The organism is Phenylobacterium sp. (assembly GCF_035309685.1).
Taxonomy (GTDB): Bacteria; Pseudomonadota; Alphaproteobacteria; order Caulobacterales; family Caulobacteraceae; genus Phenylobacterium.
Genome location: NZ_DATGEX010000065.1, coordinates 87,204 through 107,974, shown reverse-complemented (window position 1 = coordinate 107,974; position 20,771 = coordinate 87,204). Strand labels below are relative to the sequence as shown.

Here is a 20,771-nt window from a genome sequence, read left to right as displayed (position 1 = left end):
GTTTCGATGGAAACGCCCGTTCAGATTGCGACTGGTTCGGAGACCGGATCAGGGGGTGGAGCGCCCCGGCGCGGGCCATGGAAGCGCGCTCTGCCCTCGGTGCTGGCGGCGGCTGTCGTGGCGCCTGGCGCGTTGCTGGCCGCGCCCCTCCAGCAGGCCTTCTCCAACTTCATGGTCGGAATCGAGACCAGCAAGGTTATGCCCGACACGGAGTCAGCCGGCGGCGAGGGGCGAAGGGTCCGGTACGGCGCGAGCCACCGCCATCAGGCGGACAGTGCTGGCGGCGGAGGCGCCCATCCGCGGATGATCGCGACGGCGCGGCTGTCGGCAGGCGAGGGATTGCTCAAGCTGACTGACCTCCAGACCGACGTCTTGAACACGTCGCTGGCCGGCGCCACGACGCTGGTCGGCGACGATGATGGCGATGGTCTGATGTCGAAGTCCCAGGCGCGGCCGATTATGGAGGAGACATCCAGCGCCTCCGCGACTGTTGGCCGTTCGTCGGGCGGCGGATTTGGCGGCGGGTTTGGCGGCGGATCGAGCGGCGGCGGATCGGGCGGCGGCGCCCCGGGAGCTGAGTCATCCGGTTCAGCCGGCCTCGGGGGCTCCGCCGCTGGCCCAGATACCCCCACCGACGATCCATCACTGCTCGGCGATGCGCCGGCCGCACCTTCCGCTGCGCCGGAACCGGCGGCGTGGGTGAGCCTGATCCTGGGCTTTGGCCTAGTGGGATCGGTGCTGCGCGCGCGGCGCAGAGACATCCCGCTGGCGCAACGCTGAGTCGCATTGCCACAGGGCCGGATTGACGCAGAGCCCGATTGACGCAGGGACGAGGCGCCGCAGCGCCTGACTCAGCCACACGCTCTAGGTGAATAACTCCCCTGACGGGTGAGTTTGCGCGTCGGGGTCCCCGGTCCCAGTCGCATGTCAGTCTCCAGGTCCGAGCCCGCCACCTCCTCCGTCCCCGGTGCCCGCAAGCGCCGGCGCTTCTGGATGCGCGTTGCGGTGTTCGTGACCGGCGGCCTCTTCTCCCTGCCGACCGTCCTGCAGATGGAGTTGCGCCCCCGCGCCGAGACCCTGCAGGTGGTGGGGCCCATGGCGAGCGTCCCCGCCCATGGCGGGCAGGCTTCGGGGCGGCGCGGCCGGGCCGGCGGACTCGCGGCAGCGGCCCCGCGGCCGTTCTACGGCGCCCTGCGCGAAGCGCCGCCCACTGAGCTGGAGACGCTTTCGAGCCTGCGGGGCGGGGCCAACGCGGCGCCGCGAGCGGCGGCGGCGTTCGAGACCGAAAATCCGCAGGCGGACAATGTCGGCGCGGCGACCGCCGTGACGGCGACGCCGGTATCGTTGCCGCAGCCTTCCTCGCCAACCCTTCCGTTTGAGGGGCCCACCCTGATCGGCGGCCCCGCGCCGGTCACGCCGACGCCGCCCAATCCAACGCCGCCCGTGGTCATTCCCCCCGTCGTGACGCCGCCGGTGGTGACCCTGCCGGTCACCCCGCCGGTCACCCCGCCGGTCACGCCGCCGGTGACGCCACCCGTGACGCCGCCGGTCGTAACGCCGCCGGACAATCCTTCGGGACCGCCGCCGGTGGTGGTCGCGCCGCCGGATCCGCCTGTCGTCGATCCCTTCCAGCCGCCGGTCGACGGCGGGAATCCCGGCTCAGGCGGGCCCGACCCCGGCGGCCCGGGACCCGGCGCCCCGGGACCCGGCGGCCCCGGAGGTCCAGCCGGTGCGGTCCCGGAGCCCTCGGTCTGGACGGAGCTGATCCTGGGCGCCGGCCTGGCCGGCGCCGTCCTGCGCCGGCGCGCTCAGCCGCCGACCACCTTGCGGGCCCGCTCCAGGGCCCTGGCCGTCACCTCGCGGCTGGCCTGCTGCTTGGGCATACGGTTCCAGGCGTCCAGCGCGGCCACCTTGTAGGCCTCGGCCAGCGTCGGATAGTTGAAGGTGTTCTCGACGAAGTAGTCGAGCGTGCCTTCCAGATTGAGCACCGCCTGGCCGATGTGGATCAGTTCGGTCGCGCCTTCGCCGACGATGTGGACGCCCAGCAGACGCCGCGTCTCGAGCGCGAACAGCATCTTCAGGAAGCCGTGCTGGATGCCCATGATGTGGCCGCGGCTGGTCTCGCGGAAGCGCGCCACGCCGCATTCGTAGGGAATGCCGCGTTCGCGGGCCTGCTCCTCGTTCATGCCGATCGTGGAGATTTCCGGCACCGAATAGATGCCATAGGGGAAGAACTCCGGCGCGGCCTGGGCGGGTTCATTGAAGGCGTGGCAGGCGGCGATCCGGCCCTGCTCCATCGAGGTCGAGGCCAGACTCGGGAAGCCCACGATGTCGCCCGCCGCGTAGATGTGCGGCTGGGCGGTCTGGAAGCTGTTCTTCTCAACTGTCAGGCGGCCGCGCTCATCGGTCTGCAGGCCGCAGGCGTCCAGGCCCAGCCCCTCGGTCGCGCCTTCGCGGCCGGCGGAGAACAGCACCATGTCGGCGTGCAGCTCACGGTCGTCGGTGAGCTTCAGATGGCAGTGCTGCGGCCCGACCACGTCGGCCGAGACCACCTTGGCGCCGAAGCGGACGATGACGCCGCGCTCGCGCAGGTCGTGCAGGAACTCGTCGGCCAGCTCGCGGTCGAGGAATGGCATGAGCACGCTGTTCGGCTCGATGATCGTGACCTTCACGTCCAGGGCCGAGAAGATCGAGGCGTACTCCACCCCGATGACGCTCGCGCCGACCACCACCAGCTGGCGCGGGATGCGGGTCAGTTCGATGATCTCGTCGGAGTCGACGATGTTCTCGCCGTCGAAGCCGATGTGGGCCGGTCGATAGGGCCGCGTGCCGCAGGCGATCAGGAACTTGTCGGCGGTGTAGTCGGCGACGCCGCCGCTGCTGAGCACCGAGAGGCTGTTGGGGCCGGTGAAGGTCGCCACGCCTTCGACCGTGTCGACGCCGTTGCGGGCGAACTGGTGCTCCAGCACATCGACCTCGTGGCCGAGCGTGATGTCGAGGCGCCGCCGCAGATCGTCGGCGCCGATGTTCTTCTTGGCCCGGTAGGCGGCGCCATAGAAGCCGCGCTCGCGCCAACCCGAGAGGTTGAGGACGGTTTCACGCAAAGTCTTGGAGGGAATCGTGCCGGTGTGCACCGAGACGCCGCCGACCCGGCGGCCGCGCTCGACGACCAGCACCCGCTTGTTCAGCTTGGCGGCCTGGATCGCGCCCCGGCGGCCCGCGGGCCCGCTGCCGATGACGATCAGATCGTAGTGGTTCTGCACCAAAGTCCCCTCCCCGACGTTCTGCCGGCGAGGTAACCTTAAGCGTCAGGGGTTAATTCCGGATTTTGGAAGACTTTACGAGAGGTTAGCGCCCAGCCATCGCACATCGGCGGCGTGCGCGCCGGCTTGCGCCAGGATCGTCTCCCGGCCGCCTGGCCAAAGGGTCAGCGTCACGTCCATCACGGTCGTGCCACCCGGCGGCTCCATGCGCAGCCAGGCGAAGGGCGCATCGGGTGTCGCGCCGGCGCCGATCTCGGCGATCAGGGCCGCCAATGCCGCCTGGCTCTCGGGCGGCATGTATTGCCAGAAGACGGAATGATAGAGGACTGTCACAGCGCCCGGCGCCGGCGCGACCCTGGCGCGCGCCCAATCGACCGCGTCGGCCGCCTCCACCCGCACGCCGTTCGCCAGCGCCACCTCGATCGCCGCGTCCAGGCGGGCCAATCGCTCGGTCTGGTCAGCCCAGATATAGGCGCGGAGCCGGCGCCGCTGGTCGGGATCAGCCAGATCGGTCGGCCTGCGATCGCAGGCCGACCGTTCCACAACCGTCACCGCCGCATCCGCCGGCGGCGCACCGCCCTCCCAGGCCGTGTCCATGCGAACCTTGGCCTTAGGATCGCCCCAGGCGGCTTCCCCCATCTGGTAGCGGTAGCGGTCCCAGGAGAGGTTCAGGCCCGCGCTCGCGGCGATCTCGAAACAGCGCAGCGGCAGGCCGGTGGCGCTGGCGATCTCCAGGAAACCGCCGATGAGGGCGATGGAGCGGCGCACCTCGTTGGTCTGCGGCTCGTGCGCCATGAACTGCGCCAGACGCTCGCGCCTTTGGGCCATGGCGACCGAAACGGCCACCCAGATCGCCTCGGCGTCCAGGGCCGCATAGGCCGCCGACACGGCAGGGTCGTCGCCGCTCAGCGCCAGTTCGTGCCAAGCCCCGATCAACCGCAGAGGGGACGCCGCATGCAACTGGCCGCGCAGGGCAACATCCTGCCAAGGCGCCATCAGCGCCTTCACTGGCCCGCCTGCCAGCCAGTCGGCCGCGGCGCGATCCAAGAGCTCGCCGTTCAGCGTTGAGCCCATGTTGCGGCAGATGCCGGCCTGCAGCATCAGCGCCTTCACGACATCGGGGACCTCGGCCTCGCTCATGCCGCCAAGGCGCCGCCGCGCGCGCCGCGGGTCAAGCTTGATTCAGCTGGTCAATCCTCGAACGGCAGGACCACCTGGCGCAGCGGCTCGCCCGCCAGCGCCAGCTTCACCGGCGCCCAGCCCATGCGGTGGATCTCGCAGGGGCCCAGCGTCTGCAGCGCCTCCACGTGGATTTCCGCGTGATAGCCCTTGTGGCTGGCGAAGCCGTAGCCGGGGTAGCGGGCGTCCATCTCGATCATCAGCCGGTCGCGGGCGACCTTGGCCAGGATCGAGGCCGCGGCGATCGACTTCGATTTGCCGTCGCCCCCGACCACGGTCTTCACCTCGCACGGCAGGTCGAAGCGGTAGTTGCCGTCCACCAGGGCGAAGGCCGGCGCCACGGCCAACCCCTCGATGGCGCGCCGCATGGCCAGGCCCGCGGCGTGCAGGATGTTCAGGGTCGCGATTTCCTCGACCGAAGCGAAGCCGACGCACCAGGCCACCGCCTTGGCTTTGATCTCGATCTCCAGCGCCTCGCGGGTCTTGGCCGACAGCTTCTTGGAGTCGTCGAGGCCCTTAGGCACCTTCTTCAGGTCGAGGATCACCGCGGCTGCGCTGACCGGACCAGCCCAGGGGCCACGGCCCGCCTCGTCGACGCCGCACACCGGCCCGCCGATGAAGGCCCTTTCCAGCATCAGGGTCGGGCCACGCGCCATCCTATTCGCCCACCGACACGGACACGATGTGCTCGGTCTTCTTGTTCACCGCGATCCGCACTAGCGGCGGGCCGTCTTTCCGGTCCGCCGGCCGGTAGAAGGTGACTTCCCAGAGCATGCCATAGTCGCTGACCTCGGAACGCCAGGCCGCGTAGGGCTCCAGGTGACGCCGCCCAAGCTCCGCCTGCGCCAGCACGGTCGCCCGGCCCTGATTGATCTCGCCGATGTGCACCGGGCCGACCGACTGGCAGGCGGCAAGGCTGGCGGCGAGCGCGCAAACGAGCGCCAGGCGGACGATCACCGCGCCTCTCCCATCGCCCGGATCGGCGCGTAGCGGTGGCAACAGGTCAGGTGGTCATTGACCATGCCGACCGCCTGCATCCAGGCGTAGACGATCACCGGGCCGACGAACTTGAAGCCCTTGGCCTTCAGCGCCTTGGCGACCTCGACGGCGAGCGGCGTCTGGGCGGGCACGTCGCCGATCGAAACGCAGCCGGTCTGGATCGGCTTGCCGCCGGTGAAGCCCCAACAGAACGCGGAGAAGTCCTCACCCGCGTCGCGCATCGAGAGGTAGATTTTCGCGCTGGAAATCGCCGCGTCGATCTTGGCGTTGGAGCGGACGATGCCGGCGTCGGCCATCAGCCGCGCGCGGTCCGCCTCGCCATAGGCCGCGACCTTTTCCGGATCGAAGTTGTCGAAGGCCGCCCGGAACGCCTCGCGTTTGCGCAGGATGGTGATCCAGGCCAGCCCCGCCTGGAACCCGTCCAGCACCAGCTTTTCCCAGAGCGCCCGGCTGTCGTACTCCGGCACGCCCCATTCGGTGTCGTGATAGGCCTCATACAGCGGGTCGCCGGCCATGCCGCGCCAGCCGCATCGGATCAGGGTGTCAGCCATCGGCGCACTCTTCTCCGAGCCGCGCGCGGGACACAAGGGGGAGTTCTTTCGATGAGCTTCGAAGGCTTCGAGTTGTCGCAGATCGCCCTAGGCGGGTTCCACGCCCAGGGCCGCTGACAGCCACGCCGGCCGCTCCAACGTCACGGGGCGACCGTCGACTCTCAGGCTGGCGCCGTCAGCGCGGTCCAACCGCATCAGGGCGATGGCCCGCCCTACGCCGGCCGAGGTCACGACGCCGGCCCGCAGCTCGCCAGCCAACACCTCGGCGCCCACCGCCGGCGCCGGACCCTCGAAGGCGATCGGCAGCATGCGGCTCTTGATCTGGCCGCGCCGCTTCATCCGCGACGTCGTTTCCTGGCCGACGAAGCAGCCCTTCTTGAAATCGATGCCGTTCAGCAGGTCGAAGTTGGCCTCGATGGGATAGGTCTTGTCGGAGCCCCAATCGGCGGGACCGGGCACGCCGAGCTCCAGCTTCCGCGCATCGCGTGCGGCTTCGTCAGCGACCGTCGCGCCGGCCGGGGCCGCGGCGCCGTAGCCGCGCCAGCCGAGGTCCGGGAGCCTGGGGTCGGCGACCCAGCCCTCCCCAACCGCGGCCTTTGGGCCGTAGAGAATCGAGACCGGTGTCTCGTCCAATTCCAGGACGACCTTGGCCCGCAGCCGATACATGGTCAGCCGCTGCAGGATCGCGGCGCGATGTTCGGCCAGAACGTCCAGCCAGCAACCGTCCTCACGGCCGACCACGAAGAGGTCGTAGAGCAGCCGGCCCTGTGGGGTCAGCAGCGCCCCGAACCGCGCTTCGCCGGGCTTGAGCGTCTCCACGTCCTGGGTGATCAGCCCCTGCAGGAAATCCCGCCAGTCGGCGCCCGACACGGCGATCAGCGCGCGGCTGGGGAGTGGCGCAAAGGTCTGGGTTTGGCTCATCCCGACAATTTGGGGTGTCCGGCGTTGGAGCGCCAGCAATCTGCGTCCTATAGAGGGGCGATGTCGCGCGGCGCCTTCCCTATCCTGTTCATCACCTCGAACCGCATCGGCGACGCGGTGCTGTCGTCGGGGCTGATCAAGCGCCTGTCGGACGAGATCCCCAACGCCCGCTTCACGATTGTCGCCGGACCGGTCGCCGCCCCGCTTTTCGAAGAAGTGCCGACCCTCGACAGGATCATCGAGTTCGCCAAGGCCAAGGGCGGCGGTCACTGGTTCGACCTGTGGACCCAGGTGCGCAACAAGCGCTGGGGCCTGGTGGTCGATTTGCGGGGTTCGGGCCTGTCGCGGTTCGTGTCCACGCGCCGCCGGGCCATCTGGCGCAAGAGCTCCGGCCCGTCGGTGCACAAGGTCATCGAGGCCGCCCGCATCCTGAAGATCGAGGACGATCCCGCGCCGCCCTACATCTTCACCTCCGAAGAGACCGAGGCCCGCGCCGAGGAGCTGACCGCCGGTTTCGGTCCGATCCTGGCGCTGGCGCCCGCCGCCAACTGGCTGGGCAAGACCTGGCCGCTGGAGCGATTCTCCCGCGTCGCCATGCGCCTCTTGGATCCCGAGGGGCCGATGAAGGGCGGGCGGCTGATGGTGCTGGGCGGGCCGGAGGACGCCAAGCTGGCGCGCGAGCTGAAGGACGTGGTCATGCGCAATCAGTTCATCAACCTGACCCAGGACACCGACCTCTTGACCGCCTACGCCTGCCTGAAGCGCGCACGCCTGTTCATCGGCAACGACTCCGGGACCATGCATCTGGCCGCCGCGGCGGGCATCCCGACGCTGGGCCTGTTCGGCCCCTCGGACGAACAGCTCTACGGCCCCTGGGGCGCGCAGACGCGGGTGGCGCGCGGCCCGCGCACCTACGAGCAGATCCGCGCGGTTGACCCAAGCTTTGGCCAGGCGCTCTGTCACATGATGGACCTGAGCGTTGAGACCGTCGGCGAGGCCGCCGAGGAGCTGCTCGCAGCCACCGACGGGGGCCGCAAACCGCAAATGCCAGAGACCGCAAAAGGTTGAGACTGCAAATGGCTGAGGCCCCGGATGCCTGAAGTTTTCGACCTGATCGTGCGCGGCGGCGAGGTGGTGAACCACGCAGGCCGCGGGATGGCCGACATCGGCGTGCGCGGCGGCAAGATCGCCGTCGTCGGCGACCTCTCCCAGGCCTCGGCCGGCGAGGTGTTCGACGCCACGGGCCTGACGATCATGCCCGGGGTCATCGACACCCAGGTGCACTTCCGCGAGCCCGGCCTTGAGTGGAAGGAAGACCTGGAGACCGGCTCGCGCGCAGCCGTCCTCGGAGGCGTCGTCGCGGTCTTCGAGATGCCCAACACCGAGCCCACGACCACCGATCCGGACGCGCTCGCCGATAAGCTGTCGCGCGCCAAGGGGCGCATGCACTGCGACCACGCCTTCTATGTCGGCGGCACCCACAACAACGCCCCGTGGCTTGGCGAGTTGGAGCGCCTCCCCGGCTGCTGCGGCGTCAAGGTGTTCATGGGCGCCTCGACGGGAAGCCTGCTGGTGCAGGACGACGAGGGCATCGAGGCGGTGCTGCGCCACGTGAACCGCCGCGCGGCCTTCCACTCCGAGGACGAATACCGCCTGGCCGAGCGCCGGCCGATGGCGCGGACCGGAGACTGGACCAGCCACTACGAGGTGCGCGACGCCCAGTCGGCGATCCAGTCCACCGAGCGGCTGGTGCGGATCGCGACCGCGCTTGGCAAACGCATCCACGTCCTGCACGTCACCACCGCGCAAGAGGTCGCTTACCTCGCGCAGCACAAGGACGTCGCCAGCGTCGAGTTCACCCCGCAGCACCTGACGCTGGAAGGTCCCGAAGCCTATGAGCGGCTGAAGGGCTACGCCCAGATGAACCCGCCGATCCGCACCGCCGAGCATCGCGCCGCGCTCTGGGCCGGCCTCGCCAACGGCGTCGCCGATGTCCTCGGCTCCGACCACGCGCCGCATACCTCCGAGGAAAAGGCCCGGCCCTATCCGGCCTCGCCGTCGGGCATGCCGGGCGTGCAGACCCTGCTGCCGGTGATGCTGACCCACGTGGCCGAGGGGCGCCTGACGCTGGAGCAGCTGGTCGACCTCACCAGCCATGGCGCCAACCGCCTGTTCGGCCTCGCCGACAAGGGCCGCATCGCCGAGGGCTATGACGCCGACCTGACCATCGTCGACCTGAAGGCCAGACGCACCATCCGCCACGACATGATGGCCAGCCGCGCCGGCTGGACCCCCTTCGACGGCATGGAGGCCAAGGGCTGGCCGATGGCGACGATCATCCGCGGGACCACCGTCATGCGCGATGGCGAGGTGACCGCCCCGCACCTGGGCCAGCCGGTGCGGTTCAACGAGACCCTGGTTCCTTAAGGGCCGGGTCCTTGCGCCGGGCTCATGCCAGACCGAGTTCGGCCTTGGCTCTCCGGGTAAGCTTGGCCGCGATCAGCGAGTGCGCCGTGCGGATCCAGTCCTGCAGGTCCTCCGTCGGCGCGGCGTCCAGGGCCACGTTCACCCAGTGGCCCTTGGCGCAATAGGGCGCCTGGCGGGCGGGCCCGTCCTCGGTGAGCACGACGAACCCGATCGGCGTGACCTTGAACGACAAGCCGCCGGCCAGGCCGCAGATCGCAAACACCTTGCCGCCCACCTTGTAGACGTCGGAGCCGCCCCACTGGACGACCTTGGTCACCGCCGGCAGGCCCATGGCGAAGGCCTCGACCTCCTCCCTAGTCATGAGGCGAGGTCACGCGGTCAGGCCTAGCGCCGCGCGCTGCTTTTTCGGCAGCTTCTCGGCCACCAGCCGGCGCGCGTTGGCCAGCAGGTCCGCCACCTCGGCGTCGTCGAGCGCCGCCAGGTCTTCGAACATCACCCACTTGAACCGCGCCGCGTAGGGCGCGGGCTTGGCGCGGCCGGTTTCGGTCAGCACCTCGAAGGCGATGTCGGAGACCTTCAGCGAGAAGTGTCCGCCGTCCAGGTCGGTGGCCGCGAACATCTTGCCGCCGACGCAATAGACCTTGTCGGCGCCCCACTTGATCGAGAGCTCGCTCCCCGGCAGCGCCAGCGCCGCCGTCTCCAGCGCGGCCGGCGTCACCCCTTAAGCCTCGACGCCGACGCCGATCGGGCAGGTCACGCCGGTGCCGCCGATGCCGCAGTAGCCGGCCGGGTTCTTGGCCAGATACTGCTGATGATAGTCCTCGGCGAAATAGAACTCGCCGGCAGGCGCGATCTCGGTGGTGATCTTGCCGAAGCCCTTGGCCGACAGGGCCTGCTGGTAGGCTTCCTTCGACGCCTCCGCGGCGGCTTCCTGCGCGTCGTTGGCCGGATAGATGCCCGAGCGGTACTGGGTGCCGATGTCGTTCCCCTGCCGCATGCCCTGCGTCGGGTCGTGGCTTTCCCAGAACACCTTCAAGAGCGCCTTGTAGGTCGTGACCTTGGGATCGTAGACCACCAGCACCGCCTCGGTGTGGCCGGTGCGACCGGTGCAGACCTCCTCATAGGTCGGGTTGGGCGTGATGCCGTTCACATAGCCGACCGCCGTCACATAGACGCCGGGCAGGCTCCAGAACTTCTTCTCCTCGCCCCAGAAGCAGCCCATGGCGAAGACCGCGGTCTCCAGGCCATCGGGATAGGGACCCTTCAGCGGATGACCGTTGATGAAATGGGTCTGGGCGGTGGGGATCGGGTGCGCGCGGCCCGGCAGGGCGGTTTCCTGGGTGGGCAGCTCAAGCGACTTGCGTCCGAACATGGGGCCTCCTTGCGGTCGGCTCCCAAGATAGGGCTCCGCCCGCGAAATTGCATCTGACGGCGTATATGACGTCGGGTAAGTTTCGTGGCAGTCTTCGCCCCAAGGACGTCGTTTGGGAGACCCTGCCATGCAACGCGCGTTTAAGGCCACCGCGATCGGCGGCGCCATGTTGGTCCTGGCCGGCGGAACGGCGGCGCTCGCCAGCGGCGGCGGCGGCGGCGGATCGACCAGCGGCGGCGGCGCGCCCAATATGCCCAGCGCGTCGGGGCCCGCCTACGACCCGGCCGTGGAATACGCCAAGGCGATCGCCGCCTTGAAGGCCAACAACTACAAGGACGCCGCCCGGGCCGCCGGCCGCGTCACCGACGCGGTGCCGACCAACCCCGACGGCTGGCGCCTGCTGGGCATGGCCACCGCCGGGAACAACGACTGGAAGGCCTCGCGCCGCGCCTATGAAAAGGCGATCAAGCTGAAGCCCGAGGACCCCAGCGCGCATGCGGGCCTGGGGGTGGCGCTGGCGAACCTGAAGGACCCCAAGGTCCAGACCGAAGAGGACTGGCTGAAGGCCAAGGTGGCGGCCTGCGGCGACAGCTGCCCTGAAGCCGCCCAGCTGAAGAGCTATTCGTCCGCCGTCGAAAGCGCCATGAACCCGGCCGCCGCCGGCGCGCCCAAGCCCAGCGCCATGCTCGACCGCTCCTTCCTCTTCGGCGGCGCCAAGGCGGGCGATGCGGCCTATGTCCAGGCGGTCAGCCTGATCAACGACCGGCGCTACGACGATGCGCTGGCGTCCCTCGCCAAGGCGCAGGCGACCTTCGGGCCGCACCCCGACATTCTGACCTATGAGGGCTACGCCTGGCGCAAGAAGGGCGACTACGCCCGCGCCGAGAGCTTCTATAAACAGGCGCTGACCATCGCGCCGGACCACATCGGCGCGACCGAATACTACGGCGAGCTGAAGGTGGCGAAGGGCGACATCAAGGGGGCGCGGCTGATGCTGGCCCGCCTGGACAAGCTCTGCGCCTATGGCTGCGCCGACGCTGAGGAGCTGCGCCGTTGGATCGACGCCGGCGGCGACCCGCAAAAGAACTAACGGGGTTTCTCACCGCCGGTCTGCTTGTCCTCATCGCGGCGGGGGCGGCGGTCGCGCGCGCGTCGCTGGGCGATGCGCCGATCCGCGGCATGGAGTGGGTGGCGAAGACCGCCGACCCGGCCCGTGCGCTCGGCTCAATCCCCACCGAGTGCCTGAAGATCCCCGCTGACCCGGCGCTCGCCGCCAAGATCGAGGTCGGCCGCGCGGCCTTCCGCACCCAGGTGCTGCTGGGCGGCCAGGCGGCGCGGGCCGGCGTCAATTGCGAGACCTGCCACCGGGGCGGCCGCACCAATCCCGACTTCCTGTTCCCGGGGATTTCCGGTGCGCCGGGCACGGCGGACGTGACCAGCTCGCTGTTCTCCACCCACCGCGGCAACGGCGTCGACGACCCCAGGCCGATCCCCGACCTCTCGGGCCCCAAGGGCAAGCTGAAGGTCGACCAGGACCCCGGCCAGAAAAAGCTGGAGCCGTTCATCCACGGGCTGATCACCGAGGAGTTCGACGGGCCGGAGCCGACGCCGGCCGTGCTGGCGGGCCTGGCCGCCTACGTCCGCGCGCTCAGCCCCGCCGCCTGCCCGGCGCAGGCCCGCGAGCCGCTGAACGTGGCCCTGCTGATGTCCGACGCGCGCCGCGCCCTGAAGGCCGCCCAGGCCGAGAGGGCGGCCGGCGACAACCCGACCGCGATCCTCATGGTCGCCAGCGCCCGCAGCCGGCTGGGCCTGATCGACGAGCGCTACGCCGCGCCGTCGCTGGCCAAACCGCGCGCCGATCTGCGCGCCGCCTCGAGCCGCCTGGCCGAGATCCAGGCCGCGCTGCACGACCATCGCCCTGACGCCGCGTCCGGGCTGGCCGCCTGGCTCGCGGCCTCGCCCCGCCTGGAGGCCGAGCTAACCGCCAAGCAGTCGGCGTCGCTCTTCGATGCCGCCCGGCTGGCCCAGGCGGCGAAGCGCCGCTTGCCCGGCTAGCGCGCAATCTATATGACGCCCGTTCCGCCAAGGAGGCCTCGCCACATGCAGGCTTTCTGGGGGCGTGAGGTGCGGTGGCCGAGTGGTTGAAGGCGCACGCTTGGAAAGCGTGTTTAGGGGAAACTCTAACGTGGGTTCGAATCCCACTCGCACCGCCACTCTCGTGGCCAAACGAAATCTTCCAAGGCGACGCACCGCGCCCGTTCCGCAGGTTCCAGCCTGCCGCGGCATCGGCTAAGGCTTGCAGGCATGAAGCTCCGGATTCCCCTGGCCGCCGCCGCGGCGCTCTGTCTGGCGCTGGTCCGCCCGGTCCTGGCCCAGGCGCCGGAGGACCAGCTTCCCGCCGGCCCCGGCAAGGACGTCGTGCTGCGGGTCTGCACCGCCTGCCATGGCGCGGACCAGTTCGCCTATGCGCGCCTGACCCCGGACGAATGGGAAAACGAGGTGGAGAAGATGCAAGCGGCCGGCGCCGAGATGACCTCGGAAGAGGCCGCCGCGATCTCCGCCTATCTCGGCAAGAACCTGGCGAAACCGAAGCCCGCCGCGCCGGGCGAGGCAAGGCCGCCGCCGGGCCCCTAAGGCCCCTCATCGCCGCGCGCGCAGCGGGCGCACCGTGACAGCGAAGTAGACGCCGCGGTCCTGCAGATCCTTATTGCCCGACAGGTCCACCTTCTTGAGCGCGTGACCGTAGGTGAGCTGGGCCGAAAGCGCGTCCGACGGGGTCCAGGCGATGGCGGCGCCGATACCGTAGATGCCGTCGCCGGGCTGCGGCGGGCGATAGTTGCGCAATTGCGCACCGTCGACGAAGCCGGTGACCGAAAAGGCGCCCCAGTCGAAGCGCCCGGTCCCGGCGCGCCCGGCGCCCAGATGGATTGGCCGGGCGAGCTCCAGTGAGCCGATCACCCCGGAATCTGCCAGCAGCAGGTTCTCGCGATAGCCGCGGACCGTCGTCCCGCCGCCGGCTGAAAGCCGCTCGCCGGCGTAGAGGACGCTGTCGGCGGTCTGGGCGGTGAGGCGCGCGCGGAGTTCCAGGCCCTCGCCGCTCAGCCGCCGGGCGTAGTTCACCTGGGCCAGCAGCACATCGAAGTTGCGCTTCGGCGTCGGCGAGTCCGGGATGTCCGAACGGGTGCCGTCCAGGCCCCGCGTCGCGGTGAGCGAGACGGCGAACACCTGCACAGCGCCGCGCATCACGAAATCGCCGACCACGCGGACCGCGGTGTACTCGCTGCGGCCGTTGACGGCGCCCGGGCTGAACGAGAAGGGCTGGTCCTGCAGGTCGGTCTCCGACACCCGATGGGTCACGAGCACGCCACCCGAGAGTCCGCGCGCCGAGATCCAATGGCCCGGCTCCGCCGACGGCAGCAGCGGCGTGTCGAGGAACTTCTCGGTCAGGCCGGCCTCGATCAGCCGGTCGCGGGCCTTGATGTCCAGCGGCTGCAGCGAGGCGGCGACCACGGCGGCGTCATTGACGGCGCCTCGAACCGAGAACGTCGTATCCGGCGTGAACACCGGCGTGGCGTAGCCCAGCGCGATGTCCTTCAGGCCCTGGGTGACGCCGATCTCGCCGCTCAAGACGTCGCCGGGCCTGAGCGCATTGCGGGCATAGCCGCCCAGACCCAGATGCTCGCCGCCCACGGAAGGGGCGCGGTTGTTGGCGGCCGTCGCATCGAGATCGAAGCGGTCCTGCGGATAGACGCTCACCGCCAGGCTGGCCTCGCCGGGCCTGCCGCCGGGCCGCAAGTCGGCGTTCAGCGTGCGGATCGCCGGGTCCTGCGCCAGCAGCCGGAACTGGCGCTCCAGATCGACCGCGTTCAGCGGGCGGCCGAAGGCGGCCGTCAACCGGTCGCGGACGTAGGCCTCGTCCAGCCCCTGTGCGCCGCCGGACGCCCAGGCGACGCTGAACGGCGGCCCGCCGTCAGGGCTGGGCGCCAGCCCGCCGTAGACCAGGCGCAGCGTCAGCACCTCAGGCGACGACGCGGGCTGCGCCACCAGGCCCGAGTTGATGAACCCGGCGCTCAGGAACGCGCGGTTGATCAGCTGGGTGAGCGCGAGCGCGCGGCCGACGTTGGCCCTGTCGCCGGTCATGCCGTTGAGCGCGAACTGGCGCCTGACCCAGCTCGCGTCCAGGGCCTGGCCGGCGGCATATTCGAGCCGTAGGTCCGCGCCAGGCTCCTGCGGCGGCCGCCAGCCGCGCGGCGGCAGAGCGGCGCCCTTCGCGATGTCGGTGGAGATGCGCAGCTCGGCGAGGCCGCCACTGGAGGTCGACGGGCCGGCCGCGGGAGCCTGTGGCGCCACCGGCGGGACGAGGCCGGGCGCAGGGGTGGAATAGGCGGGCAGGCTGGGCGGGGCGGCTTGCGGGCCCGTCCGCTCTCGCGGGGCGTCCGGCGGGCTCTGCGCTAGGGCGGCGGTCGGCCCGCCCAGCGCCAGCAGGACGATGGCCGCCGCCAGGGCGCCGCACCGCGCCCGGCTCAACGGCAGTCTCCGCCGCCCGGTCCGCGCGGCGGCGCGGACGCTGACGGAACTGTCGGAGCGCCATCGCGCACGTAGGGTCCGACCGGGCGGGTGATGAGCTGGCTCACCTGACCCGTCGAGCGCGCGGCGGGGCACTGGCCGCGCATCACCTTGGACGCGTCCAGCACCGACAGGTCGCGGCTGACGGCGCCGCTTGAGAGGTCGTAGAGCCCGGCGACGATCTTGAACTCGCCGTCGACCGCGACGGTGTTGGGTCGGTCGACGGAGTCGACGAAATAGGTGCTCTGGAGCAGCACATTGGCGCCGCGCTGCTGGCCCAGCGCCAGGATGCTGCCGCCGTTCAGCACCACGGCCAGCGGCGTCCCGATGACGATCCGCCCGCCGGTTCCGGCGCCGGAGGAGGTATCGATCGACCCGGGCGCGGTGGCCCCCGTGAGCTTGAGGATCGTGCCGGCCGGCATGCTGATCTCGATGTCGCCCGCGGCGCCGGCAAACGAGTCGGTCGAGATCCGCGCGCCGTTTTCGACGGTCAGGCTGTGGGCGAAGACGCGGATGGTCCCGGCGTCGCCGCCGACGGGTCGCCGCGAGCCCAGGCCCGCCGAGTTTTCGCTGTCGAGGCCGGTCTCGTCGCCGTCGGCCACGAACGTCCCGGTGGTCAGGTTGATCTGGCCGGCGGGCGTGCGATTGCTCGACGCGGTGGCGATCAGCGCGCCGCTGCGCAGGGTGACGCTGTCGGTGTTGAGGGTCAGGACGCCGGACCGTCCGCTGGCCCCGGGCAGGGAGGACGAGCTGATCACCGCGCCGCCGTCCGCCGACAGGTTGCGCGCCTGGATGGTCACCGCGCCCGCGTCGCCCGTGCCCAGGCTGTCGCTGGAGATGAAGGTGTTCCCGCGGTTCAGACCCTGCAGCGTCAGGTCGCCGGTGACGATCGCCACCGAGCCGGCGGCGCCGGAGCTGGAGGTGTCCGACGCGATCGAGGCGTCGCGCAGGGTAAGGCTGCTGGAGTTCACCGTCACCGAACCGGCCGCGCCGGTCCCGGCGTCGGCGACCGAGGTCACCATGGCCCCGCCCTGGAGGAGGATCGCGCCGCCGCTCAGCGCAACCCGGCCGCCGGCGCCGCTCCCAAAGGTGTCCGACGAGACCGTCGCGCCGGAGCCGAGGGTCACATCGCCGCCGGCCAGGGTGACGTCGCCCGCGGCGCCGCCGGCGAAGGCGTTGGACGAGATGGCCGCGCCGTTCTGCACCGAGATCGCCCCGCCGCTCAGCGTCACCTGACCGCCCGCGCCGCCGCCGCTGGTGTCGGACTGCACCATGGCCCCATCGACCGTGACGCTGCGCCCGCTCAACACGATCACCCCGCCGCTGGCGCCCCCGAAGGCGTTGGAGGCGATTTGCCCGCCGACCACCGAAAGATCGCCGGTGGCGGAGAACTGCACCCGGCCCAGCCGGCTGGCGAAGGCGCCGTGCGACTGGGCGATCACCTGATCGTTGCTGAACGCCAGCGTCTGACCCTGGACGATCACCGAGCCGACCCCGCCGTCGCCGAACGCGTCGGTGTCGATGAAGCTGCCGGTCATGGTCACCCTGGGCGCGGTCACGGAAATCACGCCCGCCGCGCCGGTGCTGGAGGTCGCCGCCGAGAAGAAGCCGTTGGTGACGGTCACGTCCGAGGTGGCGGTGATCGTCAGGTTCCCGGAATCGTTGCCGAGCCCCGGCGCCGAGCCCAGCAGGCCGGTGGAGATGGCGATGTGGTCGCCGCGGACCGTCACGTCGCCCGGCCGGCCCGCGCCGTTGGCGGTGGTCGAAGCGATGGCTCCGCTGAGCGTCAGCGATGGCGCACTGACCGAAATCTGCCCGCCGCCGCCGGACGCGAGGCTGTTGGCGACCACGAAGCTGGCGTCGAGCAGCATCGACTTGGTCGCGCTCAGCGTCAGGTCGCCGCCCACGCCGGCGCCGGTGGTGTTCGATCCCAGGGTCACGCCGTGCAGGGCGACGGTGTCTCCCAAGATCGTCACCGGACCGCCGGGGCCGGTGTTGGCGCCGAACGCGGTCGTGGTGAGCTGCCCACCCTCGCCGTCGATATCGCCCGCCTGGACGCTGATGGCGCCGCCCGCGCCGCCGCCCTGGGTGACGGAGGTGAGCGACGGCGCGTTGACGAGCTTCAGCTGGCCGGCCCGGATGAGGAGGTCGCCGCCCTTGGCGGCGCCGGCCGTACTCGAAATCAGCATGGCGGCGTCAAGCGTGACCGCGCCGCCGGTGATGCGCAGCGGCCCGGCCGCCGCGCCGGTGGGCGAGACGATGAGCTGGCTGGCGCTCAGGGTCACGGCTCCGGCGCTGCTCGGCGTCGTCGTCGGGTCGAGCAGGGAGACCTGGGCCGCGCCCAGCCCGACCGCGGTCAGGTCGAGGCCGCGTTGCAGGAGGTGCGCATTGGCGACCTGGATGTCGGAGGCGGCGAACGACAGGGCCGCGGGCGGCGGGGCGAAGTCCTGGGCCACGCCATTGATGGAAATCGCCCCCTGCCCGCCGACAAAGCCGAAGCTCTGCGGCGCGGCGATCGACAGCGTCGAGCCGCCGGGCGTGGCGATGGCGAATTTCGTGGCGTCGGCGAACCTCAGCTCGCCGGCCGTGGAGAAATAGGCCGCGGCCGGCACGTTCACATGCGCGCTCGCCGAAAAGACGACGCCGGCGGGGTTGATGAAGTAGAAGTTGGCGTTCGGGAGCTGGCTGGAATCCAGGGTGCCTGCGATCTGCGACACCTGTCCGCCGGTCACGCGGTTGATGACATTGCTGACGCCCGCGCCGCCGCCGGCCGAGCGCACCCACTGGGCCGTGTCGCCGGCGGCCAGGCTGAACTGGGTGAAGCTGTGGAACAGGTTCGAGCCGGCGAGCGTGCCGCCGTCGATGGTCACGAGGTTGCCGGCCCGCGCCGCCGTCGTGCCCAGCGACAAGGCGCCGGCGTCCGGCGTGATCGCCGTCGTCTGCGCGCCCGCGGCCAGCGGCCAGGCGGCCAGCGCGAGCGCGAGCGCGAGTCCGGCCAGCCTCATCGCCCCATCTCTCATCGCCAGGCCCCCAGCAGGGTGAAGGCCGCCCAGATGTTGGGATTGGCCTCCGGCCCGCCCTTGGCGATCATCGCCAGTTGCGCGTCCCGCAGCGCCGCCGATTTCGACCGGCCCTCCCGATAGCGGCGGTAGAAATTGTCCATCAGCTCGCCGGTGCCGACGTCGTTGACCGGCCACAGGGAGGCCACCGCGCTCCGCGCGCCCGCCTGCACCGCGGCGCCGGCCAGGCCCATGCTGGCCTCGTCGTCGCCGACCGCCGTCTCGCAGGCGCTGAGGACCAGAAGGTCCAGCTCGTCGCCGCGCGTGCGGTTCTGGGCCAGGATCTGGCGCAGCTCCGAAAGCAGGATCACCTCGCCGTTGGCGACGATGAAGGCGTGGTCGGAGCGGCCGTTGAACGAGGCGTGGGTCGCCAGGTGCAGGATGTCGACGCGCTCCTGGGTCAGCACGTTGACCAGGTCCTGGCGCCTGAAATTGTCGATGGTCCAGGACCGCGCGATGCGCTTGCCGTCGACCACCGCGGCGGTCTTGGCTTCCGCCGCCGTGCCCTCCAGCTTCTCGAAGTCGCCGGCCGGCAGCTTGACCTCCATTTCCAGCGAGGCGGCGACCAGTTGCAGGCCGCGCGAGCGGCTGTCGCCACCGGGCTGCGAATAGGCCAGCGACGGCGCGACCGAGACCCGCGTCCGCTCGACCAGGAAATGGTTGTCCGCGTCCAACAGGGCCGAGAACGGCAGGCCGCGCAGGGCGCCGTCCGGCACGATCACCAGGATCGAGCCCGCGGTCAGGTCCGGCTCCACAGGCTTGATCAACAGGTCGTAGAGCCGGCGCGACGGCGCGCGCCAGGCATTGTCGTTGTCGTAGCTCAGCGACAGGACGACCTGTTCGACCAGGTCCGAGACCGCCTCGCGGTCGACCCCGCGGTTGGGGGCCAGCCGCTTGAACGACGCCTGGCCGTTGGCGCCGCCGATCACATAGAGCAGCTCCAGGCGGTCCGGCAGCAGCACCGGGTAGAGCAGCACCTCCCCGGCCGCCAGGGTCTCGGGCCGCAACGGATCGCGCTCCGGCACGCACTCGCTGCCATAGACGCTCTGCAGTTCGGCCTGGCGGTAGGCCTCGACGATCTTCTGCGCGTCGCGCACGCGGACCTGTTCCAGGGCGCCGCTGGCCTGCGACAGGTCCAGGTCGACGGCGCTCTGGAAGACCTTGCGCATATAGAGCGAGTAGGCGGTCTCCTCGGTCAGCGGATCGAAGCGCGGCAGCAGCGGCCGGATCGCGTCCAGCGCGTCGTAGGCGGCCAGGATATGGCTTTCCCGATGCTCGGGATCCATCTCGGCCAGCAGCAGCCGCCACTCCGGCAGCCGGGCCGGGAGCACGCGCTGGCTTTCTTCGATCAGCGCCTGGTCCATCAGGCGACGCGCGCGGGGCGCGTCCCCGGCGGCGAGCGCCAGCCGGGCGCTCAGCGCATGGGCGAAGGAGAGCGCGGCGGGGTTGTCCGGCTGCGCGGTCGCCATCGCCTGGACGACGCCGTCGAGGTCGGCAGCTTGGCCGGGGCCCGCGTCCAGGGCCGCGAACGCCAGCCGGCCCTGGATCTCGGCGCGCAGGGCCGGGTCGGCGATCCCGCGCGCGGCGGCCAGGCCCGCGATCGCCGCCTGCGCCGCCTGGGCTCTGAACTGGGCGGCCGCGGCGGTGTTGGACTCGGCGACCGCCAACCGCAGACGCGACAGGCGAAGGCTGGCGAGCGCGGCGGTCTGGCTGTCGCCGGCCTGCGCCGCCTGATCCGCGGCGCAGGCGAGCGACGCCAATGAGAGGGTCAGGTTGGCGTTGAACAGCGCCTGCGGACTGGCCAGCAGGTCGCAGGCTCCGCCGCCGCCCGCCTGCGCCGCGCCGCGGATCGCCGCGGTCGCGCCGCCGCGGGTGGGCCGCCCGGCGCCGCGGGCGCCGACCACGGACGGCCCCGACAGCGACACCAGCCCCAGCCGATAGGCGGCCACCGAGGCGACCGTCTGCTTACCCGCCGCGCGCGCCATCTGGAACGCGCTCAGCAGGTAGAACTCGGCCTGCCGCTGGCTGCCTTCCGGACTGATCCGCATCAACTCGCCGGCCGCCGCGCAATAGTCGGCGATCTCAGCCGGCGACGGCCTTGCGGTGTCGGAGGCCGGGAGGTCGAGCGCGAGCAGCAGATCGCCGAACCGCCCAGACGGCCCTCGCCGGCGAAGCTCCGTCTCGACCCCGGCCGCCGCTCGGTCCAGTTCGCCGGCCTTGGGCCAGGCCTGCGGCCCGGCGGACGAATAGGGATTGCAGAGGGTGTCCGACAGCGCCGCCCGCGCCGCGCCCGCCCACCCGAAGGCGGTCAGCAGGACGACCAGGGCCAAGACCCCCGGTCCCCGACGAGCGCCCCCCAAGTCCCGCATGTCCTCCCCCGGATCCCGCGTGGCGCCAGTTGGGCGGTCTGCATCGGGGGCTTGTCAATCCTTGC

General features: G+C 71.0%; 19 protein-coding genes and 1 tRNA gene. 8 read left to right on the top strand and 12 right to left on the bottom strand.

From position 1 onward, the window contains the following. Positions 1-99: 99 nt before the first annotated feature. Positions 100-780, top strand: a complete 681-nt coding sequence (locus VKQ35_RS20850; RefSeq protein ID WP_324364726.1) for a PEPxxWA-CTERM sorting domain-containing protein — start codon at positions 100-102, stop codon at positions 778-780. A 213-nt stretch (positions 781-993) separates the two neighbouring features. Beyond that, positions 994-1,917, top strand: a complete 924-nt coding sequence (locus tag VKQ35_RS20845; protein ID WP_324364724.1) for a PEP-CTERM sorting domain-containing protein — start codon at positions 994-996, stop codon at positions 1,915-1,917. Here the strand turns inward: VKQ35_RS20845 and sthA are convergent. The 6 genes from sthA to VKQ35_RS20815 form a co-directional block, all read right to left on the bottom strand. Next, on the bottom strand, positions 1,809-3,263 hold the full coding sequence (gene sthA / locus VKQ35_RS20840; protein WP_324364722.1) for a Si-specific NAD(P)(+) transhydrogenase: 1,455 nt from the start codon (positions 3,261-3,263) through the stop codon (positions 1,809-1,811). The genes VKQ35_RS20845 and sthA overlap by 109 nt on opposite strands. 75 nt (positions 3,264-3,338) lie before the next feature. After that, positions 3,339-4,403: a DUF2332 domain-containing protein gene (locus tag VKQ35_RS20835; RefSeq protein WP_324364720.1), complete on the bottom strand. Its 1,065-nt coding sequence runs from the start codon at positions 4,401-4,403 to the stop codon at positions 3,339-3,341. Between the two features lie 50 nt (positions 4,404-4,453). Then, positions 4,454-5,098, bottom strand: coding sequence for a ribonuclease HII (locus VKQ35_RS20830; RefSeq protein ID WP_324364718.1), 645 nt, complete (start codon positions 5,096-5,098; stop codon positions 4,454-4,456). A 1-nt stretch (position 5,099) separates the two neighbouring features. After that, entirely contained in the window at positions 5,100-5,399 is a 300-nt protein-coding gene (locus VKQ35_RS20825; protein ID WP_324364716.1) for a hypothetical protein, read from the bottom strand. Then, positions 5,396-5,992: a DNA-3-methyladenine glycosylase I gene (locus VKQ35_RS20820; protein WP_324364714.1), complete on the bottom strand. Its 597-nt coding sequence runs from the start codon at positions 5,990-5,992 to the stop codon at positions 5,396-5,398. The genes VKQ35_RS20825 and VKQ35_RS20820 overlap by 4 nt, the downstream gene beginning before the upstream one ends. Before the next feature lie 87 nt (positions 5,993-6,079). Further along, on the bottom strand, positions 6,080-6,913 hold the full coding sequence (locus VKQ35_RS20815) for a folate-binding protein YgfZ (protein WP_324364712.1): 834 nt from the start codon (positions 6,911-6,913) through the stop codon (positions 6,080-6,082). A 60-nt stretch (positions 6,914-6,973) separates the two neighbouring features. On the opposite strand from VKQ35_RS20815, the gene VKQ35_RS20810 reads away from it, so the two are divergent. Both VKQ35_RS20810 and VKQ35_RS20805 read left to right on the top strand, forming a co-directional pair. Further along, positions 6,974-7,981 (top strand): glycosyltransferase family 9 protein, encoded by a 1,008-nt coding sequence (locus VKQ35_RS20810; RefSeq protein WP_324364710.1) that lies wholly within the window; start codon positions 6,974-6,976, stop codon positions 7,979-7,981. A 24-nt stretch (positions 7,982-8,005) separates the two neighbouring features. Continuing rightward, positions 8,006-9,340, top strand: a complete 1,335-nt coding sequence (locus VKQ35_RS20805; RefSeq protein WP_324364708.1) for a dihydroorotase — start codon at positions 8,006-8,008, stop codon at positions 9,338-9,340. A gap of 22 nt (positions 9,341-9,362) precedes the next feature. Here the strand turns inward: VKQ35_RS20805 and VKQ35_RS20800 are convergent, their stop codons facing one another. Genes VKQ35_RS20800 through msrA form a run of 3 tightly spaced genes read right to left on the bottom strand, consistent with a single transcriptional unit; the run spans position 9,363 to position 10,712 of the window. Further along, positions 9,363-9,701 carry an MmcQ/YjbR family DNA-binding protein gene (locus VKQ35_RS20800; RefSeq protein ID WP_324364706.1) on the bottom strand — a complete coding sequence of 113 codons (339 nt, stop codon included), beginning with the start codon at positions 9,699-9,701 and terminating at the stop codon, positions 9,363-9,365. Between the two features lie 9 nt (positions 9,702-9,710). Beyond that, positions 9,711-10,058 carry an MmcQ/YjbR family DNA-binding protein gene (locus tag VKQ35_RS20795; RefSeq protein WP_324364704.1) on the bottom strand — a complete coding sequence of 116 codons (348 nt, stop codon included), beginning with the start codon at positions 10,056-10,058 and terminating at the stop codon, positions 9,711-9,713. 3 nt (positions 10,059-10,061) lie between these two features. Next, positions 10,062-10,712 carry a peptide-methionine (S)-S-oxide reductase MsrA gene (gene msrA, locus VKQ35_RS20790; RefSeq protein WP_324364702.1) on the bottom strand — a complete coding sequence of 217 codons (651 nt, stop codon included), beginning with the start codon at positions 10,710-10,712 and terminating at the stop codon, positions 10,062-10,064. A 127-nt stretch (positions 10,713-10,839) separates the two neighbouring features. Between msrA and VKQ35_RS20785 the strand changes: the two genes are divergently transcribed. The 4 genes from VKQ35_RS20785 (at position 10,840) to VKQ35_RS20770 (ending at position 13,346) form a co-directional block, all read left to right on the top strand. After that, on the top strand, positions 10,840-11,802 hold the full coding sequence (locus VKQ35_RS20785) for a tetratricopeptide repeat protein (RefSeq protein ID WP_324364700.1): 963 nt from the start codon (positions 10,840-10,842) through the stop codon (positions 11,800-11,802). Positions 11,803-11,900: 98 nt separating this feature from the next. Then, complete coding sequence (locus VKQ35_RS20780; protein ID WP_324364698.1) at positions 11,901-12,767, top strand: hypothetical protein; 867 nt, start codon at positions 11,901-11,903, stop codon at positions 12,765-12,767. Between the two features lie 68 nt (positions 12,768-12,835). Beyond that, positions 12,836-12,925, top strand: a tRNA-Ser gene (locus VKQ35_RS20775). Between the two features lie 91 nt (positions 12,926-13,016). Beyond that, positions 13,017-13,346: a cytochrome c gene (locus VKQ35_RS20770; protein ID WP_324364696.1), complete on the top strand. Its 330-nt coding sequence runs from the start codon at positions 13,017-13,019 to the stop codon at positions 13,344-13,346. A gap of 6 nt (positions 13,347-13,352) precedes the next feature. Here the strand turns inward: VKQ35_RS20770 and VKQ35_RS20765 are convergent, their stop codons facing one another. Genes VKQ35_RS20765 through VKQ35_RS20755 form a run of 3 tightly spaced genes read right to left on the bottom strand, consistent with a single transcriptional unit; the run spans position 13,353 to position 20,667 of the window. Beyond that, positions 13,353-15,239, bottom strand: coding sequence for a ShlB/FhaC/HecB family hemolysin secretion/activation protein (locus VKQ35_RS20765; protein ID WP_324364695.1), 1,887 nt, complete (start codon positions 15,237-15,239; stop codon positions 13,353-13,355). After that, complete coding sequence (locus VKQ35_RS20760) at positions 15,236-18,283, bottom strand: filamentous hemagglutinin N-terminal domain-containing protein (RefSeq protein ID WP_324364693.1); 3,048 nt, start codon at positions 18,281-18,283, stop codon at positions 15,236-15,238. Before VKQ35_RS20760 ends, VKQ35_RS20765 begins: the two co-directional genes overlap by 4 nt. Positions 18,284-18,294: 11 nt before the next feature. Next, on the bottom strand, positions 18,295-20,667 hold the full coding sequence (locus VKQ35_RS20755) for a CHAT domain-containing protein (protein WP_324364691.1): 2,373 nt from the start codon (positions 20,665-20,667) through the stop codon (positions 18,295-18,297). Between the last annotated feature and the right edge of the window lie 104 nt (positions 20,668-20,771).